Source organism: Pseudomonas sp. YuFO8, assembly GCF_035065025.1.
Classification (GTDB): Bacteria; Pseudomonadota; Gammaproteobacteria; order Pseudomonadales; family Pseudomonadaceae; genus Aquipseudomonas; species Aquipseudomonas putida_AE.
Genome location: NZ_JAXDEQ010000007.1, coordinates 104,835 through 120,004, shown reverse-complemented (window position 1 = coordinate 120,004; position 15,170 = coordinate 104,835). Strand labels below are relative to the sequence as shown.

The 15,170-nt window shown below is 61.7% G+C and carries 13 protein-coding genes; 8 read left to right on the top strand and 5 right to left on the bottom strand.

The genetic code is table 11. From position 1 onward, the window contains the following. Positions 1-34: 34 nt before the first annotated feature. On the bottom strand, positions 35-808 hold the full coding sequence (gene paaF, locus SOP95_RS08995) for a 2,3-dehydroadipyl-CoA hydratase PaaF (RefSeq protein WP_274075472.1): 774 nt from the start codon (positions 806-808) through the stop codon (positions 35-37). 350 nt (positions 809-1,158) lie between these two features. On the opposite strand from paaF, the gene paaY reads away from it, so the two are divergent. From paaY to feaR, 3 genes are all read left to right on the top strand, one after another. Beyond that, positions 1,159-1,749 carry a phenylacetic acid degradation protein PaaY gene (paaY, locus tag SOP95_RS08990; RefSeq protein ID WP_323606865.1) on the top strand — a complete coding sequence of 197 codons (591 nt, stop codon included), beginning with the start codon at positions 1,159-1,161 and terminating at the stop codon, positions 1,747-1,749. Positions 1,750-1,877: 128 nt separating this feature from the next. Further along, positions 1,878-2,801 carry a phenylacetic acid degradation operon negative regulatory protein PaaX gene (gene paaX / locus SOP95_RS08985; protein WP_274075470.1) on the top strand — a complete coding sequence of 308 codons (924 nt, stop codon included), beginning with the start codon at positions 1,878-1,880 and terminating at the stop codon, positions 2,799-2,801. A gap of 85 nt (positions 2,802-2,886) precedes the next feature. Next, entirely contained in the window at positions 2,887-3,801 is a 915-nt protein-coding gene (gene feaR, locus SOP95_RS08980; RefSeq protein WP_274075469.1) for a transcriptional regulator FeaR, read from the top strand. 132 nt (positions 3,802-3,933) lie between these two features. Here the strand turns inward: feaR and tynA are convergent, their stop codons facing one another. The 3 genes from tynA to SOP95_RS08965 form a co-directional block, all read right to left on the bottom strand. Continuing rightward, positions 3,934-6,222, bottom strand: coding sequence for a primary-amine oxidase (gene tynA, locus SOP95_RS08975; protein WP_323606864.1), 2,289 nt, complete (start codon positions 6,220-6,222; stop codon positions 3,934-3,936). Between the two features lie 106 nt (positions 6,223-6,328). After that, complete coding sequence (locus SOP95_RS08970; RefSeq protein ID WP_323606863.1) at positions 6,329-6,997, bottom strand: DUF3313 domain-containing protein; 669 nt, start codon at positions 6,995-6,997, stop codon at positions 6,329-6,331. Further along, entirely contained in the window at positions 6,997-7,311 is a 315-nt protein-coding gene (locus SOP95_RS08965; RefSeq protein WP_274075466.1) for a hypothetical protein, read from the bottom strand. Before SOP95_RS08965 ends, SOP95_RS08970 begins: the two co-directional genes overlap by 1 nt. Positions 7,312-7,475: 164 nt before the next feature. Here SOP95_RS08965 and SOP95_RS08960 point away from each other — a divergent pair, with 164 nt between their 5' ends. The 5 genes from SOP95_RS08960 to SOP95_RS08940 all read left to right on the top strand — a co-directional run bounded on the left by SOP95_RS08960 (position 7,476) and on the right by SOP95_RS08940 (position 13,792). Then, positions 7,476-8,183 carry a response regulator gene (locus SOP95_RS08960; RefSeq protein ID WP_323606862.1) on the top strand — a complete coding sequence of 236 codons (708 nt, stop codon included), beginning with the start codon at positions 7,476-7,478 and terminating at the stop codon, positions 8,181-8,183. Continuing rightward, positions 8,180-9,526: an ATP-binding protein gene (locus tag SOP95_RS08955; protein WP_323606861.1), complete on the top strand. Its 1,347-nt coding sequence runs from the start codon at positions 8,180-8,182 to the stop codon at positions 9,524-9,526. Before SOP95_RS08960 ends, SOP95_RS08955 begins: the two co-directional genes overlap by 4 nt. Before the next feature lie 96 nt (positions 9,527-9,622). Further along, the gene (locus SOP95_RS08950) at positions 9,623-10,123 is read left to right on the top strand and encodes a sigma-70 family RNA polymerase sigma factor (protein WP_274075463.1); all 501 of its coding nucleotides are present in this window, start codon (positions 9,623-9,625) and stop codon (positions 10,121-10,123) included. Positions 10,124-10,280: 157 nt separating this feature from the next. Then, positions 10,281-11,264: a FecR family protein gene (locus SOP95_RS08945; protein ID WP_323606860.1), complete on the top strand. Its 984-nt coding sequence runs from the start codon at positions 10,281-10,283 to the stop codon at positions 11,262-11,264. 98 nt (positions 11,265-11,362) lie between these two features. Continuing rightward, positions 11,363-13,792 carry a TonB-dependent siderophore receptor gene (locus SOP95_RS08940; protein ID WP_274075461.1) on the top strand — a complete coding sequence of 810 codons (2,430 nt, stop codon included), beginning with the start codon at positions 11,363-11,365 and terminating at the stop codon, positions 13,790-13,792. Between the two features lie 86 nt (positions 13,793-13,878). On the opposite strand, the gene SOP95_RS08935 is transcribed toward SOP95_RS08940, so the two are convergent. Further along, positions 13,879-15,030 (bottom strand): MFS transporter, encoded by a 1,152-nt coding sequence (locus tag SOP95_RS08935; RefSeq protein ID WP_274075460.1) that lies wholly within the window; start codon positions 15,028-15,030, stop codon positions 13,879-13,881. Between the last annotated feature and the right edge of the window lie 140 nt (positions 15,031-15,170).

The window sequence follows — 15,170 nt, the reverse complement described above, 5'->3', positions numbered from 1 at the left end:
CTTGGCGCTCTCTTGGCGATCTCGAATTCGGTGATTACTGACCGGTGAAGGTCGGCGTGCGTTTTTCCTGGAAGGCGGCGATGCCTTCGTCGCGGTCGCGGGTGCCGGCCAGCACGGTGAAGGCATGGCGCTCGAAACGCAGGCCGCTGGCCAGGTCCGTGTCCATCGCCTTGAGCAGCGCTTCCTTGGCCAGGCGCACTGCCAGCGGGGCTTTGCCGGCGATGTGGCGGGCGATCTGCAGGGCGCGGTCGACGGTGAATTCCGGCTGGGTGACTTCGCTGACCAGGCCGGCGCGCTGGGCCTGGCGGGCGTCGATCGGCTCACCGGTCAGGACCATCTGCATGGCCATGGATTTGCCGACGGCGCGCAGCAGGCGTTGGGTGCCGCCTGCGCCGGGCATGATCCCGAGATTGATTTCCGGCTGGCCGAAGCGGGCGTCAACACCTGCAATGATGATGTCGGCGTGCATCGCCAGTTCGCAGCCACCGCCGAGGGCGAAGCCGTTGACTGCGGCGATCAGCGGTTTGTTGAAGCGGGTGATGGCCTGCCAGGAGGCCTGGCGCGGGTCGTCGAGGATGCCGACCAGGTCGCGCTCGGCCATTTCCTTGATGTCGGCACCGGCGGCGAAGGCCTTGCGACTACCGGTCAGGACCACGGCACGGGTCTCGGGATCGGCTTGGGCCACGCTCAATTCGTCCGCCAGTTCGCCCAGCAGCTGCGTGTTCAGGGCGTTCAGCGCTTGCGGGCGCTGCAGGGTAATCAGGCGTACGCCAGGCTCGATGAATTCGACGGCAAGGGTTTGAGGCATGGCGGAGGCCCTCACGGTGAACGCTCGGCGGTGATGCCGGCTTGTTATTGGATCGGCCTCAGGGGGCCGGTTTTGCCGGAGTATACCTGCAATGTGATACGAAAAAGCAATACGAAAGTTTGTTTAATGTGTCTTATTGATGTGACGTGAGCTGTGATCGAGTGATGTCGTATCGCTCTGAATGGCGGGGTTTATCCCTATTTTATTGGGTTTAATGGCTGTTTTTGCGCCGCGGCGCAGGTCGTCGGAAAAGCCTCATTCAAGTGATACGCTTTTTTGTCTTTATGAATGTAAAAGAGATATGATACAAAACAAGTCAATATCCGCATCGCTTTGTGAAGGAAGCTGCCATGACCTGCTACAGCCTTGATGGCCTGACCCCGGTGGTTGATCCGAGTGCCTATGTGCATCCGTCCGCCGTGTTGATCGGCGACGTGATCATCGGCCCCCAGTGTTATGTAGGGCCGCTGGCCAGCCTGCGCGGCGACTTCGGGCGGATCGTGCTGGAGGAGGGCGCCAACATCCAGGACACCTGCGTGATGCACGGCTTTCCCGACAGCGACACGGTGGTGGAGCGTAACGGTCACATCGGCCACGGCGCGGTGCTGCACGGTTGCCGGATCGGCGCCGATGCGCTGGTGGGGATGAATGCGGTGGTGATGGACAACGCGCGCATCGGCCCGCGGTCCTTCGTTTCGGCGGCGGCCTTCGTCAAGGCCGGCTTCGAATGCCCGGAGCAGTCGCTGGTGATGGGCGCACCGGCCAGCGTCAAGCGCACCCTCAGCGATCAGGAAGTGGCGTGGAAACAGGCGGGGACTCGTGAGTATCAACAGCTGGCCAGGCGGTGCCTGGAACAGATGCAGGTGTGTGAACCGCTGGCGGAGCCAGAGCCGGATCGCCCGCGTATCAGCGACAGCGGCCATCGCCCTAAAGGTGGTTGATTCCCCCGTAGGAGCTGCCGCAGGCTGCGATCTTTTGATGTTGATTTTTGAAAGATCAAGATCAAAAGATCGCAGCCTCCGGCAGCTCCTACCGGTATATTCCTTTTCTTTTTTTGCTCGGTACGCCCATGTCGTCCCTGACACCCTTGAATCACCTGATCACCCGCTTCCAGGAACAGACGCCGATCCGCGCCAGCTCGCTGATCATCACGTTGTACGGTGATGCCATCGAGCCCCATGGCGGTACCGTGTGGCTGGGCAGCCTGATCCAGTTGCTCGAACCGATCGGCATCAACGAACGTCTGATCCGCACCTCGATTTTCCGCCTGACCAAGGAAGGCTGGCTGACCGCCGAAAAGGTCGGTCGGCGCAGTTACTACAGCCTGACCGGCACCGGTCGCCGGCGTTTCGACAAGGCATTCAAGCGGGTCTACAGCACCACGATGCCGGCCTGGGATGGTTCCTGGTGCCTGGTGATGCTGTCGCAACTGACCCAGGACAAGCGCAAACAAGTGCGCGAAGAGCTGGAATGGCAAGGTTTTGGTGCGATATCACCTGTGGTGCTGGCCTGTCCGCGCAGCGACCGCACCGATGTCAACGCCACGCTGCTGGACCTCGGCGCCCAGGAAGAAACCATCGTCTTCGAAACCACCGCCCAGGACGTTCTCGCCTCCAAGGCCCTGCGCCTGCAGGTGCGCGAGAGCTGGAACATCGAGGAACTGGCCACCCACTACAGCGAATTCATCCAGCTGTTCCGACCGCTCTGGCAAGCACTTCGCGAGCAGGAAAACCTGCAGCCTTCGGACTGCTTCCTGGCGCGGATCCTGCTTATTCACGAATACCGCAAATTGCTGCTGCGTGACCCGCAACTGCCGGACGAGTTGTTGCCCGGCGATTGGGAAGGACGCGCGGCCCGACAGTTGTGCCGCAACATTTACCGTTTGATCTACGCCAAGGCCGAGGAATGGCTGAACAGTGCACTGGAAACCGCCGACGGCCCGTTGCCGGATGTGGGCGAGAGCTTTTATCGACGCTTTGGCGGGTTGAAATAACCCGTCGAGGGTAAAGGAGAGTCGCTGTTCAGGAGAACCTGTTGATTGACGTAGACAATAAAAACAAGCCTGCGTGAGGCCTGACATGATTTCTACAACTGCACAGCGCCAGGATGGGTTCGATCAGTGGATCCATCAGATCAACCAGATCTGTGGCGCCTTCAACGCACAACCCCTGGGTACCGGCTTTGCGGGCCAGATCCGCGAATACCGCAGCGATGCCCTCAACCTCAGCTTCGTCGACGCCTGCCAGGCGCGGCTGTACCGCACGCCGCAGGAAGTGGCGGCGGGCGAGGGTGGCAAATACTTTGCGGTGTTCCAGCTCGATGGCACTGCGGGCATGGCCCAGGGCGACGACCGGGTGCTGCTGTCCGCCGGGGACATCACCTTGATCGATGCGGCGCGGCCCAGTGATTTCACCTACAGCGAAAACTCCCGGCAGTTGTCGTTGATCCTGCCGTATCAACTGGTTGAGCAGACCCTGCGCTTCAACCAGGTCAAGTGCGGCCACCGCATCGCTGCGTCGTCGCCCATTGCCATGCTCTCCCATCGGCTGATCCTCGACGCCACGCGCCAACAGCATCTGACCCGGCAGGAAAGCGAAGCGACCCTGGAGGCGATCGTCAGTCTGTTGCGCCCGGCCATCAGCCAGACCGACGATTGCACCGATCCGCACGAGCGGACCTTCCGCAAGACCCTGAGCTTCATCGATCAGCACATCCGCTGCGAAGAACTGTGCCCGGAATGGCTGGCGCGGGAAGTCGGCATGTCGACCCGTGGCCTGTACCGGATGTTCGCCAAAAAAGGCCTGGTGGTGGCGCGCTACATCAAGAACCGCCGGCTGGACCTGTGCGCCGAATCCCTGCGCCAATCGCGCAAGGAAGAGAAATTGTCGGTGCTGGGGTATTCGTGGGGTTTTTCCGATTCGAGCTATTTCTCGACGGCGTTCAAATCGCGTTTCGGCATAGCGCCGGGGGAGTATCGCAAGCAGCATGCGTGACCGTTTGCATGGGCACCGCTTAACCCTGTGGGAGCGAGCCTGCTCGCGATAGCGGTCATTCAGTGACAAAGATGTCGCCTGACACTCCGTCATCGCGAGCAGGCTCGCTCCCACAGTTTTTTTGTGTGTGACTCATTTCGGGGAATTGAGGTTCAGCGTCGGCGTTTCATCGAAGAAATTCCACGGCTTGAGCAGCACATGCACCCATTCGGTCGGCATGATCGGCCATTCTTCGGCCCGGGCGATGTGGGTGGTGCCGGTGGTCAGCCAGACCACGTCGTCGGTGTTCTCGATCGAATGGTTATCCTGGGTGAATTGCCCCAGTCCCGAGTCTTTGTCCGAGCGGTTCGGGTACTTGCCTTCCGGGTACTTTTCCTCCGGGTTGTATTGCGTCACCCACAGCTGTTTGTCCATGAAGCTCAGGCGGTGGTACAGCCATTCATCGGTGCCGAAGTTGGCGCCCTTGGCCACCGGGTGCGTGCCACCGGCATAGGGGATCAGCTGGTAGGACACCGGGTTGCCGACCTTGTTTTCCTTGCTGAAGTTGGTCAGCAGGCGCACGGTCGATGGGTCGAATTTCTGTGCCGCTTGCTGCTCGGTGCTGACCACGCGGGTTTCGGTCTGCATGGTGCTGGTACGCGGGCCGCCTCGGTCGTTGGGCAGCACTACCGGGTTCACCTCTACCAGGGAGTTTTGCTCGCCGTCCACGTCCATGTCGAGGCGGAAGTTATAGATGTGCTGGTGCGTGGTGCCGACGATGTTGTGGTCCAGCAAGGTGCCATAGCGCGTGTCTTCCTTGGCGGTGTCTTCGTGCATGGTCCTGGATTTCACGCCCTTGACCGCTTCGATGCCGGTGGCGCCGGCGTCGATGCCGATGGTGCCGTTCTGCTGGAAGACCCAGTCGAAGATGTAGTCGTAGTTGCCGACGGTGCTGATCCAGCGCACCACCAGTTCGCGCCGCTCGGTGCTGAGGTTGGGCTGGCCCATTTCCTGGTGTTTGTATTCCGGCCCGGCGTAGCGCTCGAACACCGCCATGGCCCGCGGGATCGCGGTCGGTGCGCCGGTGTAGTCGGCGATGGTGGCGTCCAGCAGCACGGCGTTTTCCGGGGCGTCTTTGCCGCGGGCGATTGGCGAGGTCAGGGTGCCCATGCCGTAGTCGCCCGAGTCGAGGTAGGCCTTGAAGTACCAGCCGACGTCCGGGTCGCCGTAAGGCACGATCATGCCGCCCAGGGAGCCTTCGTACATGACCTTGCGCTTCTTGCCCTGGTCGTCATAGGTGACCGTGGACAGGATCGGGCCGACCCGCGAATCGAGGCGAACGTGGAAATCCCAGTTCTGCCAGTGAATGCTGTTGCCGGTGATGGTGTAGTTCTTGCCTTCGGGTTCGATGATTTCCAGCGGCTTGACCGCTACGCCCTTGCGCCCGCGTCCGTCGTAGGGCGTCGGTTTCATCGGCACCGGAATCAGCGCTTCGTCTTCGATCTTGATGAGCTTTTTCTGCTCCAGATCGACAATCGCTACCAGGCCCTCGATCGGGTGCGCCCAATAGTTGCCGTCATCGACGTTGAGGTAGCTGACGATCTTCAGCAGGCGCTTGTCCTGGGCCAGACCGTCCTTGCCGTCGAAGTAACCGACGGTCAGCGGCGTTGCGACGACCTTCTTCACATCGTTGATGCCGCGCTTGGCCAAGGCTTGCGCGTATTCGGGGCTGGTCTCGACAGCGGTCTGCACCGTGGCGAAATCATCCAGCAGCACCATGCCGTGGGCGCCTTCGATCGGCTTCCATGAGTTGAGCGTCTTGCTGTCTAGATCCACCAGCGCTTCGATCACATGCTTGCCGTCGAGCACCACGATAGTGGCCTGGCGCGGCTGGGTGACGTTTTGCCCGGTGAAGACGAAGTTCCACACCTGATCTTTCGGCGGTTCCTTGACCGATACTTCGGTGAAGCGAAAACCTGGCTTGTAGTGTTCCGATCGCTTGACGATGTCCACCGCCGTGGTGATTTCAGCCGCACTCAGGGGGTTGAGCGGGCTGGGACGGGTCTCGACGATGAAGGTCGTGTCCAGGCCGGACTGGAAGACCTGGTTGATGAAGTCCTTGGACATGTACGCCGTCTTGCCTTTGAACACCACGGGCACCGTCAGCTCCATGCGCTTGCCGTTGAGCATGGCCACTTTACTGTCCGGCTTGACCTTGAGATAGACGCCGTCCTTGGCAATGGTGAACAGGTTCGAGTAGTCGTCCCATTTGACGGTGGCACCGAACTCCTCCAGCCCCGCCTGTAGCGGCACCATTTCGGCGTGGCCACCGTGGGCTTGGGCGTTGCTCATGCACAAGGGCAGGCCGAGGACGCTCAGGGAAATGGCCAGGGCGAGCCGGGCAAGCGGTGATCTTTTGGGCGATGCTTTGGCGCTGGACATGGGTGCATTCCTGGAGAAAAGCCGGTGACTGGCATTGTTGCACTTTGCTACAGCCAGTCGATGCCTGCCTTTGGATTCCTGCCAGATTGCTTTGTCTGCCTGCCTTTTACTTGCGCATCGCCACATACGAATTGCGCAGGTCGCTGGCCCAGCCGTCGAGCACGCCCTTGACGTTGGCCGTGGTAATCACCTGCTTGTCGTTTTCCAGCGGTATTCCCGTGCCTTTGCGCACTACCGTGGCGACGAGGGTTTTGCTCCCGCCATCGAGAAAGGCGACCTCGGTGGCAATTTCACTGTCCTGGTCACGGATTCCGGTGGCGGTACTGACGCCTGCGACAACCAGGGTGATCGGTAGCCATTCGTAAAAGCGCAGGCCCTGGGTGCTGGCGGTCACTCGAGTGATGGCCGGCCGCACGATCAGGGTTTTAGGGCCCGGAGTGTTGACCACGGTCAAGACCTTGCCCAGCTCATGCTTGAGCACCGCATCGTAGTACCAGGTGGTGTCGCCAAGGGTGGTCTGTGGCAGGCGTTCGCTCGGCTTGGGCTCCGGGTAGTAGCGGCTCGGTTCGATGTAGACCTGGGTGTAGCGGTCGAGCTCAAGCTTCGGGTTTACCCAGCTCAGTACCGGTTGGCCCGAGGGCGACTGGTGCTCCGTCAAGGTGCTGTAGTCGTTCAAAAAACCTGAATAGTTGTCCGGCGCGACGGTTTTGCTGCTGCACGCTGAGAGGGCGATGCTGGCGACTGCCAAAAGCGGCAGCGAGAAGAGTTTTCTCATCAAGGGGTTCCTGGGTGGAGGGGGGAGCTAGGCAGGTCTTCCGAGCATTCGATACGCAGATCGCCGTTGGCCATGATCCACTGGGTGAACTCGGCAATCGGAACGCGGTGGATGTATTCCACCCAGGTCCCGGTGCTCGGGCTGTATTGCTCGAAATAGCGGCGCAACACGACGTGGGTCCGATCATCGGTCAGTCCCAGGCACGCCTGCTGGAATAGAATCGGCTCGTCGTTCGCTGGCGCACTGGTGCGTTGGTTGAGGATCACCGTATGAGTGCTGTCGGTTGTCTCGGTCGCGTAATTCGATCCCTGCATGGAAGACCTCATGAATTGGAATCCGCGCAGGGTGCCGCAGGGCAGTAACGACCGTATGTCCGATTGATGTCGGGCGGGCAGGAATGTTTCCGGTTTGAAATATATGACCCTGGCCGCGGAATGGTTTTAGATACGCTCTTTTTTTGACCCTGGATCCCCTGAACGTGAGCAGACTGCTGATCGTCGACGACGATGTGGAAATCCTGTCCCTGCTGAAGCAGTTTTTTATCCAGCATGCCTACGAGGTGGACCTGGCCACCCATGGCGAGGCCATGTGGACGATGATCGAGAAAAATCGTCCGGACATCATCATCCTTGACCTGATGCTTCCCGGCGAAGGTGGCCTGAGCCTGTGCCAGAAATTACGCGCGCAGACGGACATTGCAATCGTCATGCTGACCGCGATGGGTGAACTGAGCGACCGCATCGTCGGCCTGGAACTGGGCGCCGACGATTACCTGACCAAACCTTTCGACCCGCGGGAATTGCTCGCCCGACTGCGCGCCGTGCAGCGTCGCGCTGGCGAGAAAAGCCAGGGGCGCGAGCCGTCGCGGCCGATCATCACGTTCGCCGATTGGCACCTGGATATCACCTGCCGCGAATTGCGCTCGCCCGAGGGCGTGATGATTCCGTTGTCCGCTGGCGAGTTCGATCTGCTGTTGGTGTTTCTCGAGCATCCGCAGCGCATTCTCACCCGGGAACAGCTGATCGACCTGGCTCGCGGCCAGAACCACGAGGCCTATGACCGCAGCATCGATGTGCAGGTCAGTCGACTGCGCCGCAAGATCGAGCCCGACAGCAAGCGCCCGGACCTCATTCGCACGGTGCGTAATGGGGGCTATATGTTCTGCGCCAAGGTGACCCGCTCGTGATTCGGCGCCTCGATACCCTCAGGTCGCGGATTGCACTGACAATCGTCGCGGCGATGCTCGCTTCGCTGGCCCTCAATGGCCTGTTCGTGCAGCTGGCGGGCACCTGGGGGCGCCCGCCGATCGACCGCACCGGCCTGCTGGAGCAGATTGCCGCGAACGTCCGGGTGATCGAGGCGGCGCCCGTCCCGTTGCGCTCGTCATTGGCTACCGCCGCGAGCCATCCGACGCTTGAGGTGGTCTGGCACGAACGGCGGGGCGACTTCCATCTGCCCTCGAACGGTACGCAGGTGGGGACTGAACATTCGCCGCTGCAAGAGTTGCTCGGTGATGTCCCCCGGGACATCCAGGTCTTCAACCCCGGCGACTGGCCGGACCACAGCCCCCAGGCGCACTACGTGGCCCTGGTTCAGCTACGCGATGGCAGCTGGCTGTCGTTCACGCCCCCGGAACGCAGCTGGGGGCTCGATTCCAATGTACGGATCCCGATCATCATCGCCTTGGGGCTGGTGGCAACCCTGCTGGTCGCCTGGATTGCCACGCGACAACTGGCCAACCCGCTGCAGCGTTTTTCCAGCGCGGCACGGCGCTTTGGAGGTGACCTGCGCGCGCCGCCGATCAAGATCGAAGGCCCCCATGAGATACGCCAGGCAATCATTGCCTTCAACACCATGCAGGCACAGATCCGCCACTTTCTCGGCGAGCGCACACAGATGCTCGCGGCGATCTCCCACGACTTGCGCGCGCCCCTGACGCGGATGCGCCTGCGCAGCGAATTCATGGAAGACCTGGAACAGCAGCGCAAAATGGTCCGCGACATCGAAGAGATGCAGACGATGATCAACGCGGCGCTGGGTTTTTTCCGGGATGAAAGCCACGGGGAGCAGAGCACCGCATTCGACCTTTCGGAACTGCTGCAGACGATCGTCGACGACTATCGCGACCAGGACATCGTCGTCGACTTCAGCGGTCCAGCCCATCTGGTGTACGAAGGCCGTCCGCTCGGGATCAAGCGGGTGATCGTCAACCTGCTGGAAAACGCCGTGAAATATGGCCAGAAACCGGCCATCGGGCTGACGGGGGATGGGCGCAGGGTCTGCATCGAAGTCAGCGACGAGGGCCCCGGTATCCCGGAGTCCGCCCTCGAACAGGTGTTCGATCCCTTTTACCGTCTGGAGACTTCACGCAACCGGGATACCGGTGGCGTGGGGCTGGGACTGTCCGCCGCGCGGGCGATCGTGCGCGAGCAGGGGGGGGAGCTGACGCTGCGCAATCGCAGCGGCGCGGGGTTGCTGGCGCGTGTTGAACTGCCGGGCGCTCGCGGCGCAAAGGCTATCGACCGTTAGTCGTTGATCAACCGTTAGTCAGTCCGGCCGCAAACCGTTGCCTTGGCTTAATAGGAAGCATTACTATTCACGCCCTCGCACCCACAGCACACCGCAATGACCCCCAAGCTGCCCCGCAGACACGGCTTTTTCGAGCACTACGAAGAGTTGGTTGGCACCTGGACCCGTCGCCTGAGAAACCGTCAACAGGCCGAGGACCTAGCCCACGATACCTTCGTGCGGGTGCTCGAGTCGGATTCGGCGGTGGTGCAGCAGCCCCGGGCCTATCTGCACCAGACGGCGCGCAACATCGCGGTGGACGGTTATCGGCGTGAGGATCGGCGGGGCGCCATGGAGTCGGAGGCGATCGATCTCAGTGTGTCGTCATCCGGCGACCCGGAGCATTTCATGCAAGCGATCCAGTTGGCGGATTCCATCGAACGGGCGCTCACCGAGCTGCCGGTCAACTGCCGCAAGGTGTTTGTCTGGCAGAAAATCGAAGGCCTGACCCAGGCTGAAATCGCCGAACGCCTGGGACTGTCCAAGAACATGGTGGAAAAGTATATGATCCGCACGCTGCGGCATCTGCGCGACCGCCTGGATGAGTTGCAGTCATGATGTGCGGTGGCCTTGAAAATACCCGTAGGAGCTGCCGCAGGCCGCGATCTTTTGGCGGTCTTGAAGTGGCCGAAGATCAAAAGATCGCAGCCTTCGGCAGCTCCTACACCAACCGCATACCGCGTGATTTCTCATCCCCGGCCAAACAGGAACTTCCATGATGGATACTCGTGATTGTGCGTGCGGGCAAACAGCGGTTCGCGATGAAGCGGCGCGGTGGTTTGTGCGTTTTCAGGAACCCGCGGTCGATGTCGAGGCGTATCGCCAATTCGACAGCTGGCTGAACCAGCATCCTCAACACCGCAACGAATTCGAAGTGCTCCAGGGCCTGTGGAGCGCCGCCGACCTGCTGCCGACGACGCGTCTGCAGGCGTTGTGCGAGGAAGCGCCGAATCGCAGCAAACGACGCCCGTTGCTGCGCTACGCGGTTGCGGCCAGTGTGTTGGCGATGGCCGTCGGCCTGGGGCTATTCAACGTTTTGCAGCAACCTTCGCCCTACACCGCCGAGTTCTCCACGGCGCTGGGCGAGCGTCGCCAGGTCGCCTTGCCCGACGGCTCGACAGTCGATCTGGATAGCCGCAGCCGCATTCAGGTGCGTTTTGAAAAGGATCGTCGCGCCATTGAACTGAGCGATGGCGAAGCGCTGTTCAACGTCGAACACGACAGCAACCGGCCCTTTGTGGTCGAGGCGGGTAGCGGCAAGGTCATCGTCACCGGCACGCGCTTCGATGTGCGCCGGGGCAGCAGCGACACTCGGGTGGTGGTGGAGCAGGGCACGGTCAAGGTGCAGGGACGCGACGCCGCCGCCGACGACTTCATCAGCCTGACCGCCGGCCTGGGCAGCCATGTCGATGCCGCGGGCAAGGTCGCGCCGGCCTACGCGGTCAATCCCGCCGAACTGACGGCCTGGCGCAGCGGCAAACTGGTGTTCAACAACGCCAGCCTGGCCGACGTTGCCGAGCAGGTCTCGCGCTATCGGGAAAAGCCGCTCAAGGTCGGCAATGCCGCCGTGGGCAATCTGCGCCTGACCAGCGTGTTCAAGTCCGACAATACCGACGCCTTGCTCAAGGCCTTGCCGAACATCCTGCCGGTGGCCGTGCGCACCCTCGACGACGGCAGCCAGGAAATAATTTCAAAATAAAATTCAGGTTTTTTTCGAGTTCATCGTCTTCCTGTTCAACTGCAACTGGTTTGCATTAACAAGCGCACACTCTTGCGATCTTCAGGATTACGTTCGACGTGAAAAAGACCACCGCTAAAAACAACAAATCCACTTGGTTGCCGCTGGCCCTTGCACTGGCGGTCAACCTGGCGCTGCCTCAGGCATTCGCTGCCGACGCTATCCACATTCCGGCGCAACCCCTGGGTCAGGCCCTGAGTCAGCTGGGCCAGCAAACCTCGCTGCAGGTATTTTTCAGTCCGGAATTGGTGGCCGGCAAACAGGCCCCGGCGGTGGAAGGCAATATCGCCCCGGAAGAAGCGCTGCGCCAGTTGCTGCAAGGCAGCGGCCTGCAGTACCAGATCGATGAAGGCTCGGTGACGCTGCTGCCAGCCGCGGCAGCGACCTCTGCGGCGAACGGCCCGCTGGAGCTCGGCGTGACCGACATCAAGGTGGTGGGCGACTGGCTCGGTGATGCCGATGCCGCGGTGGTACAGAACCACCCCGGTGCCCGTACCGTGATTCGCCGCGAGGCCATGGTCGAGCAGGGCGCAATGAATGTCGGCGACGTCTTGAAGCGTGTGCCGGGTGTCCAGGTGCAGGAGGCCAACGGCACCGGTGGTAGCGATATTTCGCTGAACGTCGGCGTGCGCGGATTGACCTCGCGCCTGTCGCCACGCTCGACTGTGTTGATCGATGGCGTACCGGCAGCCTTCGCCCCCTATGGCCAGCCGCAATTGTCCATGGCGCCGATTTCCTCCGGGAACCTCGACAGCATCGACGTGGTACGTGGCGCAGGCTCCGTGCGTTACGGGCCACAGAACGTCGGCGGGGTGATCAACTTCGTGACGCGAGCAATCCCTGAAACAGCCTCGGCGGAAATCGGCAGCACCCTGGAAACCTCCCAGCATGGTGGCTGGAAGCACATCGATACAGTTTTCGCCGGCGGCACCGCCGACAATGGCATGGGCGTGGCGCTGTTGTATTCCGCGGTGAACGGCAACGGTTACCGCAAGAGCAACAACGGCAATGACATCGACGACGTGATCCTCAAGACGCACTGGGCGCCGACCGATGTGGATGACTTCAGTCTCAATTTCCACTACTACGACGCCAGCGCCGACATGCCCGGCGGCCTGACCCAGGCCCAATATGACGCCGATCCGTTCCAGTCCGACCGCGACCACGACAACTTCAGCGGCCGGCGCAAGGATGTGTCGTTCAAGTGGATTCGGCAACTTGACGACCGCACCCAGGCCGAGGTGCTGACCTACTACACCGACAGTTTTCGTGGCAGCAACATCGCCGCTCGCGATCAGAAAACCCTCGGCTCGTTCCCGCGCACCTACTACACCTTCGGTATCGAACCACGGGTCTCCCATGTGTTCGATGTCGGCCCGAGCACCCAGGAAGTCAGCGTCGGTTATCGCTACCTGAAAGAAGCCATGCACGAAGAAGCCAGCCGCCTGGCGCTGGTCAACAACGAGCCGGTGGTGCGTCCGGGTTCGGACGGCCACGTCTATCAGGACCGTACCGGTGGCACTGAAGCCAACTCGGTGTACATCGACAACAAGATCGACGTCGGCAACTGGACCGTCACCCCGGGTATCCGTTTCGAACACATCAGCACCGATTGGCATGACCGCCCAGTGCTCGACACCGCTGGCAGGCCGGTGCCGGAGAAGAACCGCAGTATCGAAAGCAACGAGCCGCTGCCGGCCCTGAGCGTGATGTATCACATCTCCGATGCCTGGAAACTGTTCGCCAACTACGAGACTTCGTTCGGCAGCCTGCAGTACTTCCAGCTGGGCCAGGGCGGCACGGGTGACGAGACCGCCAATGGCCTTGAGCCGGAAAAAGCCAAGACCTACGAGCTCGGTACGCGCTACAACGATGAAGTGTGGGGCGGTGAAGTGACGCTGTTCTACATCGACTTCGATAAAGAGCTGCAATACATCAGCAACGATGCCGGCTGGACCAACCTCGGCGCCACCACGCACCAGGGGATCGAGGCTTCGGTGCACTATGACATGGCGGCCCTCGACCCGCGCCTGGCCGGCCTGACCGCCAACGCCGGCTACACCTACACCCGCGCTGTCTATGAAGGCGAGATTCCGGACTTCAAGGGCCGCGACCTGCCGTTCTACTCGCGCCAGGTGGCGACGGCCGGGCTGCGCTACGACATCAATCGCTGGACCTACAACCTGGATGCCTTTGCCCAGTCCAAACAGCGCTCGCCGGGCGTGGCGGTGAACGCTGACGGCAGCTTCAGCAACAACTACATCACCGAAGGCACGGCGGATGGGCAGTACGGCGACATTCCGGGCTACGTCACCTGGAACGCGCGTGCGGGCTATGATTTCGGTCCGCAGGTGTCGAACCTGAAGCTGGGGGCCGGGGTGAAGAACATCTTCGACAAGCAGTACTTCACTCGCTCCAGCGACAACAATGCGGGCATGTATGTGGGTACGCCGCGCACGTTCTTTGTGCAGGCCAGCGTCGGGTTCTGACAGACCGAGGTGCCTGCATTCGCTGGCAAGCCAGCTCCTACAAGGGTCGCGCAAACCCTGTAGGAGCTGGCTTGCCAGCGAAGCTTTTAAACCTTCAACACCTTCCCGCCAATCGCCACCGCCAGCAACAACAGCGCCATCAAGCCGAAGGCAAAACTCAAGCTGGCGGCATGGGCGACAAATCCGATCACCGCGGGCCCGGCGAGTATGCCCGCGTAACCCAGGGTGGTAATGGCCGGCACGGCGATGCTTTCCGGCATCACGGTTTGCTTGCCTACTGCGGTATACAGCACCGGCACGATGTTGGAACAGCCGGCGCCCAGCAATGCATAACCCACCAGCGCCGCTTCCCAACTGGGGGCGAACGTGGCCAGGCACAGCCCGGCCGCCGCCGTCACCCCGCCGAAGACAATGACCCGGGTCGCACCCAGGCGCCGCACTATCGAATCGCCGGTCAGGCGACCCACCGTCATGGTCAGGGCAAATGCTGCGTAGCCCAAACCGGCATAGGCCTTGTCGATGCCGCGTTCCTGCGCCAGGAATACCGCGCTCCAGTCCAGGGCGGCGCCTTCGGCGAGGAACACGATGAAACACATCCCGCCGATAAACAGCACGATGCCGTGGGGAACCGCGAACGCCGGCCCCGAACTTTCGCTGCCATAGGGCAGCATGTGCGGTGCAGCCTTCAACAGCGCAACCAGCAGCAGGACAATGACCACCAGCATCGCGCCCAGCGGCGCGAGCCCCAGGCCGAGCAGCGCACTGACGCCCGCCGCGCCGACGATTCCGCCCAGGCTGAACAAGCCGTGGAACCCCGACATCATGTTTTTGCCGCTGGCCCGTTCGACGATCACCGCTTGCAGGTTCACCGTCGAATCCACAGTGCCCAGGCCCGCGCCGAACATGAACAGTGCGCCAATCAGGGCTGGAATCGACGTTACCGTAGCCAGCAGCGGCAGCGCCGCACAGATCAACAGGGTGCCGCCGGTCGCCACCTTGCGGCAACCGAAGCGCGAGGCCAGGAGGCCGGCCACGGGCATGGCCAGTATCGAGCCGACACCCAGGCACAGCAGCAGCAAACCCAGGGTGCCTTCATCCAGCCCGGCCCGCGCCTTGGCATAGGGCACCAGCGGCGCCCACGCGGCGATACCGAACCCGGCGATGAAAAAGGCGATGCGCGTGGACATCTGTTCCTGGCGTCCTGGCACGAATGAGGTCCGGGTGTTGAGGTTGGTCATATCAATCCTTGGCAAAAAACGTCGCGTCTGCAAGGGACAATGACTTGCCCCGTGGGTTCGTTCAGCGGTCGTGGCGTCCTGCACGCCAACAGGCTGACATCCTTGCACAGCCAGGGCGTGTTTCGCGATATGTTGTGCCA

Bases quoted from the DNA above. Each gene is read 5' to 3' on its own strand.
- paaF (WP_274075472.1), bottom strand. From the start codon at position 808: ATGCCTCAAACCCTTGCCGTCGAATTCATCGAGCCTGGCGTACGCCTG.
- paaY (WP_323606865.1), top strand. From the start codon at position 1,159: ATGACCTGCTACAGCCTTGATGGCCTGACCCCGGTGGTTGATCCGAGT.
- paaX (WP_274075470.1), top strand. From the start codon at position 1,878: ATGTCGTCCCTGACACCCTTGAATCACCTGATCACCCGCTTCCAGGAA.
- feaR (WP_274075469.1), top strand. From the start codon at position 2,887: ATGATTTCTACAACTGCACAGCGCCAGGATGGGTTCGATCAGTGGATC.
- tynA (WP_323606864.1), bottom strand. From the start codon at position 6,222: ATGTCCAGCGCCAAAGCATCGCCCAAAAGATCACCGCTTGCCCGGCTC.
- SOP95_RS08970 (WP_323606863.1), bottom strand. From the start codon at position 6,997: ATGAGAAAACTCTTCTCGCTGCCGCTTTTGGCAGTCGCCAGCATCGCC.
- SOP95_RS08965 (WP_274075466.1), bottom strand. From the start codon at position 7,311: ATGCAGGGATCGAATTACGCGACCGAGACAACCGACAGCACTCATACG.
- SOP95_RS08950 (WP_274075463.1), top strand. From the start codon at position 9,623: ATGACCCCCAAGCTGCCCCGCAGACACGGCTTTTTCGAGCACTACGAA.
- SOP95_RS08945 (WP_323606860.1), top strand. From the start codon at position 10,281: ATGATGGATACTCGTGATTGTGCGTGCGGGCAAACAGCGGTTCGCGAT.
- SOP95_RS08935 (WP_274075460.1), bottom strand. From the start codon at position 15,030: ATGACCAACCTCAACACCCGGACCTCATTCGTGCCAGGACGCCAGGAA.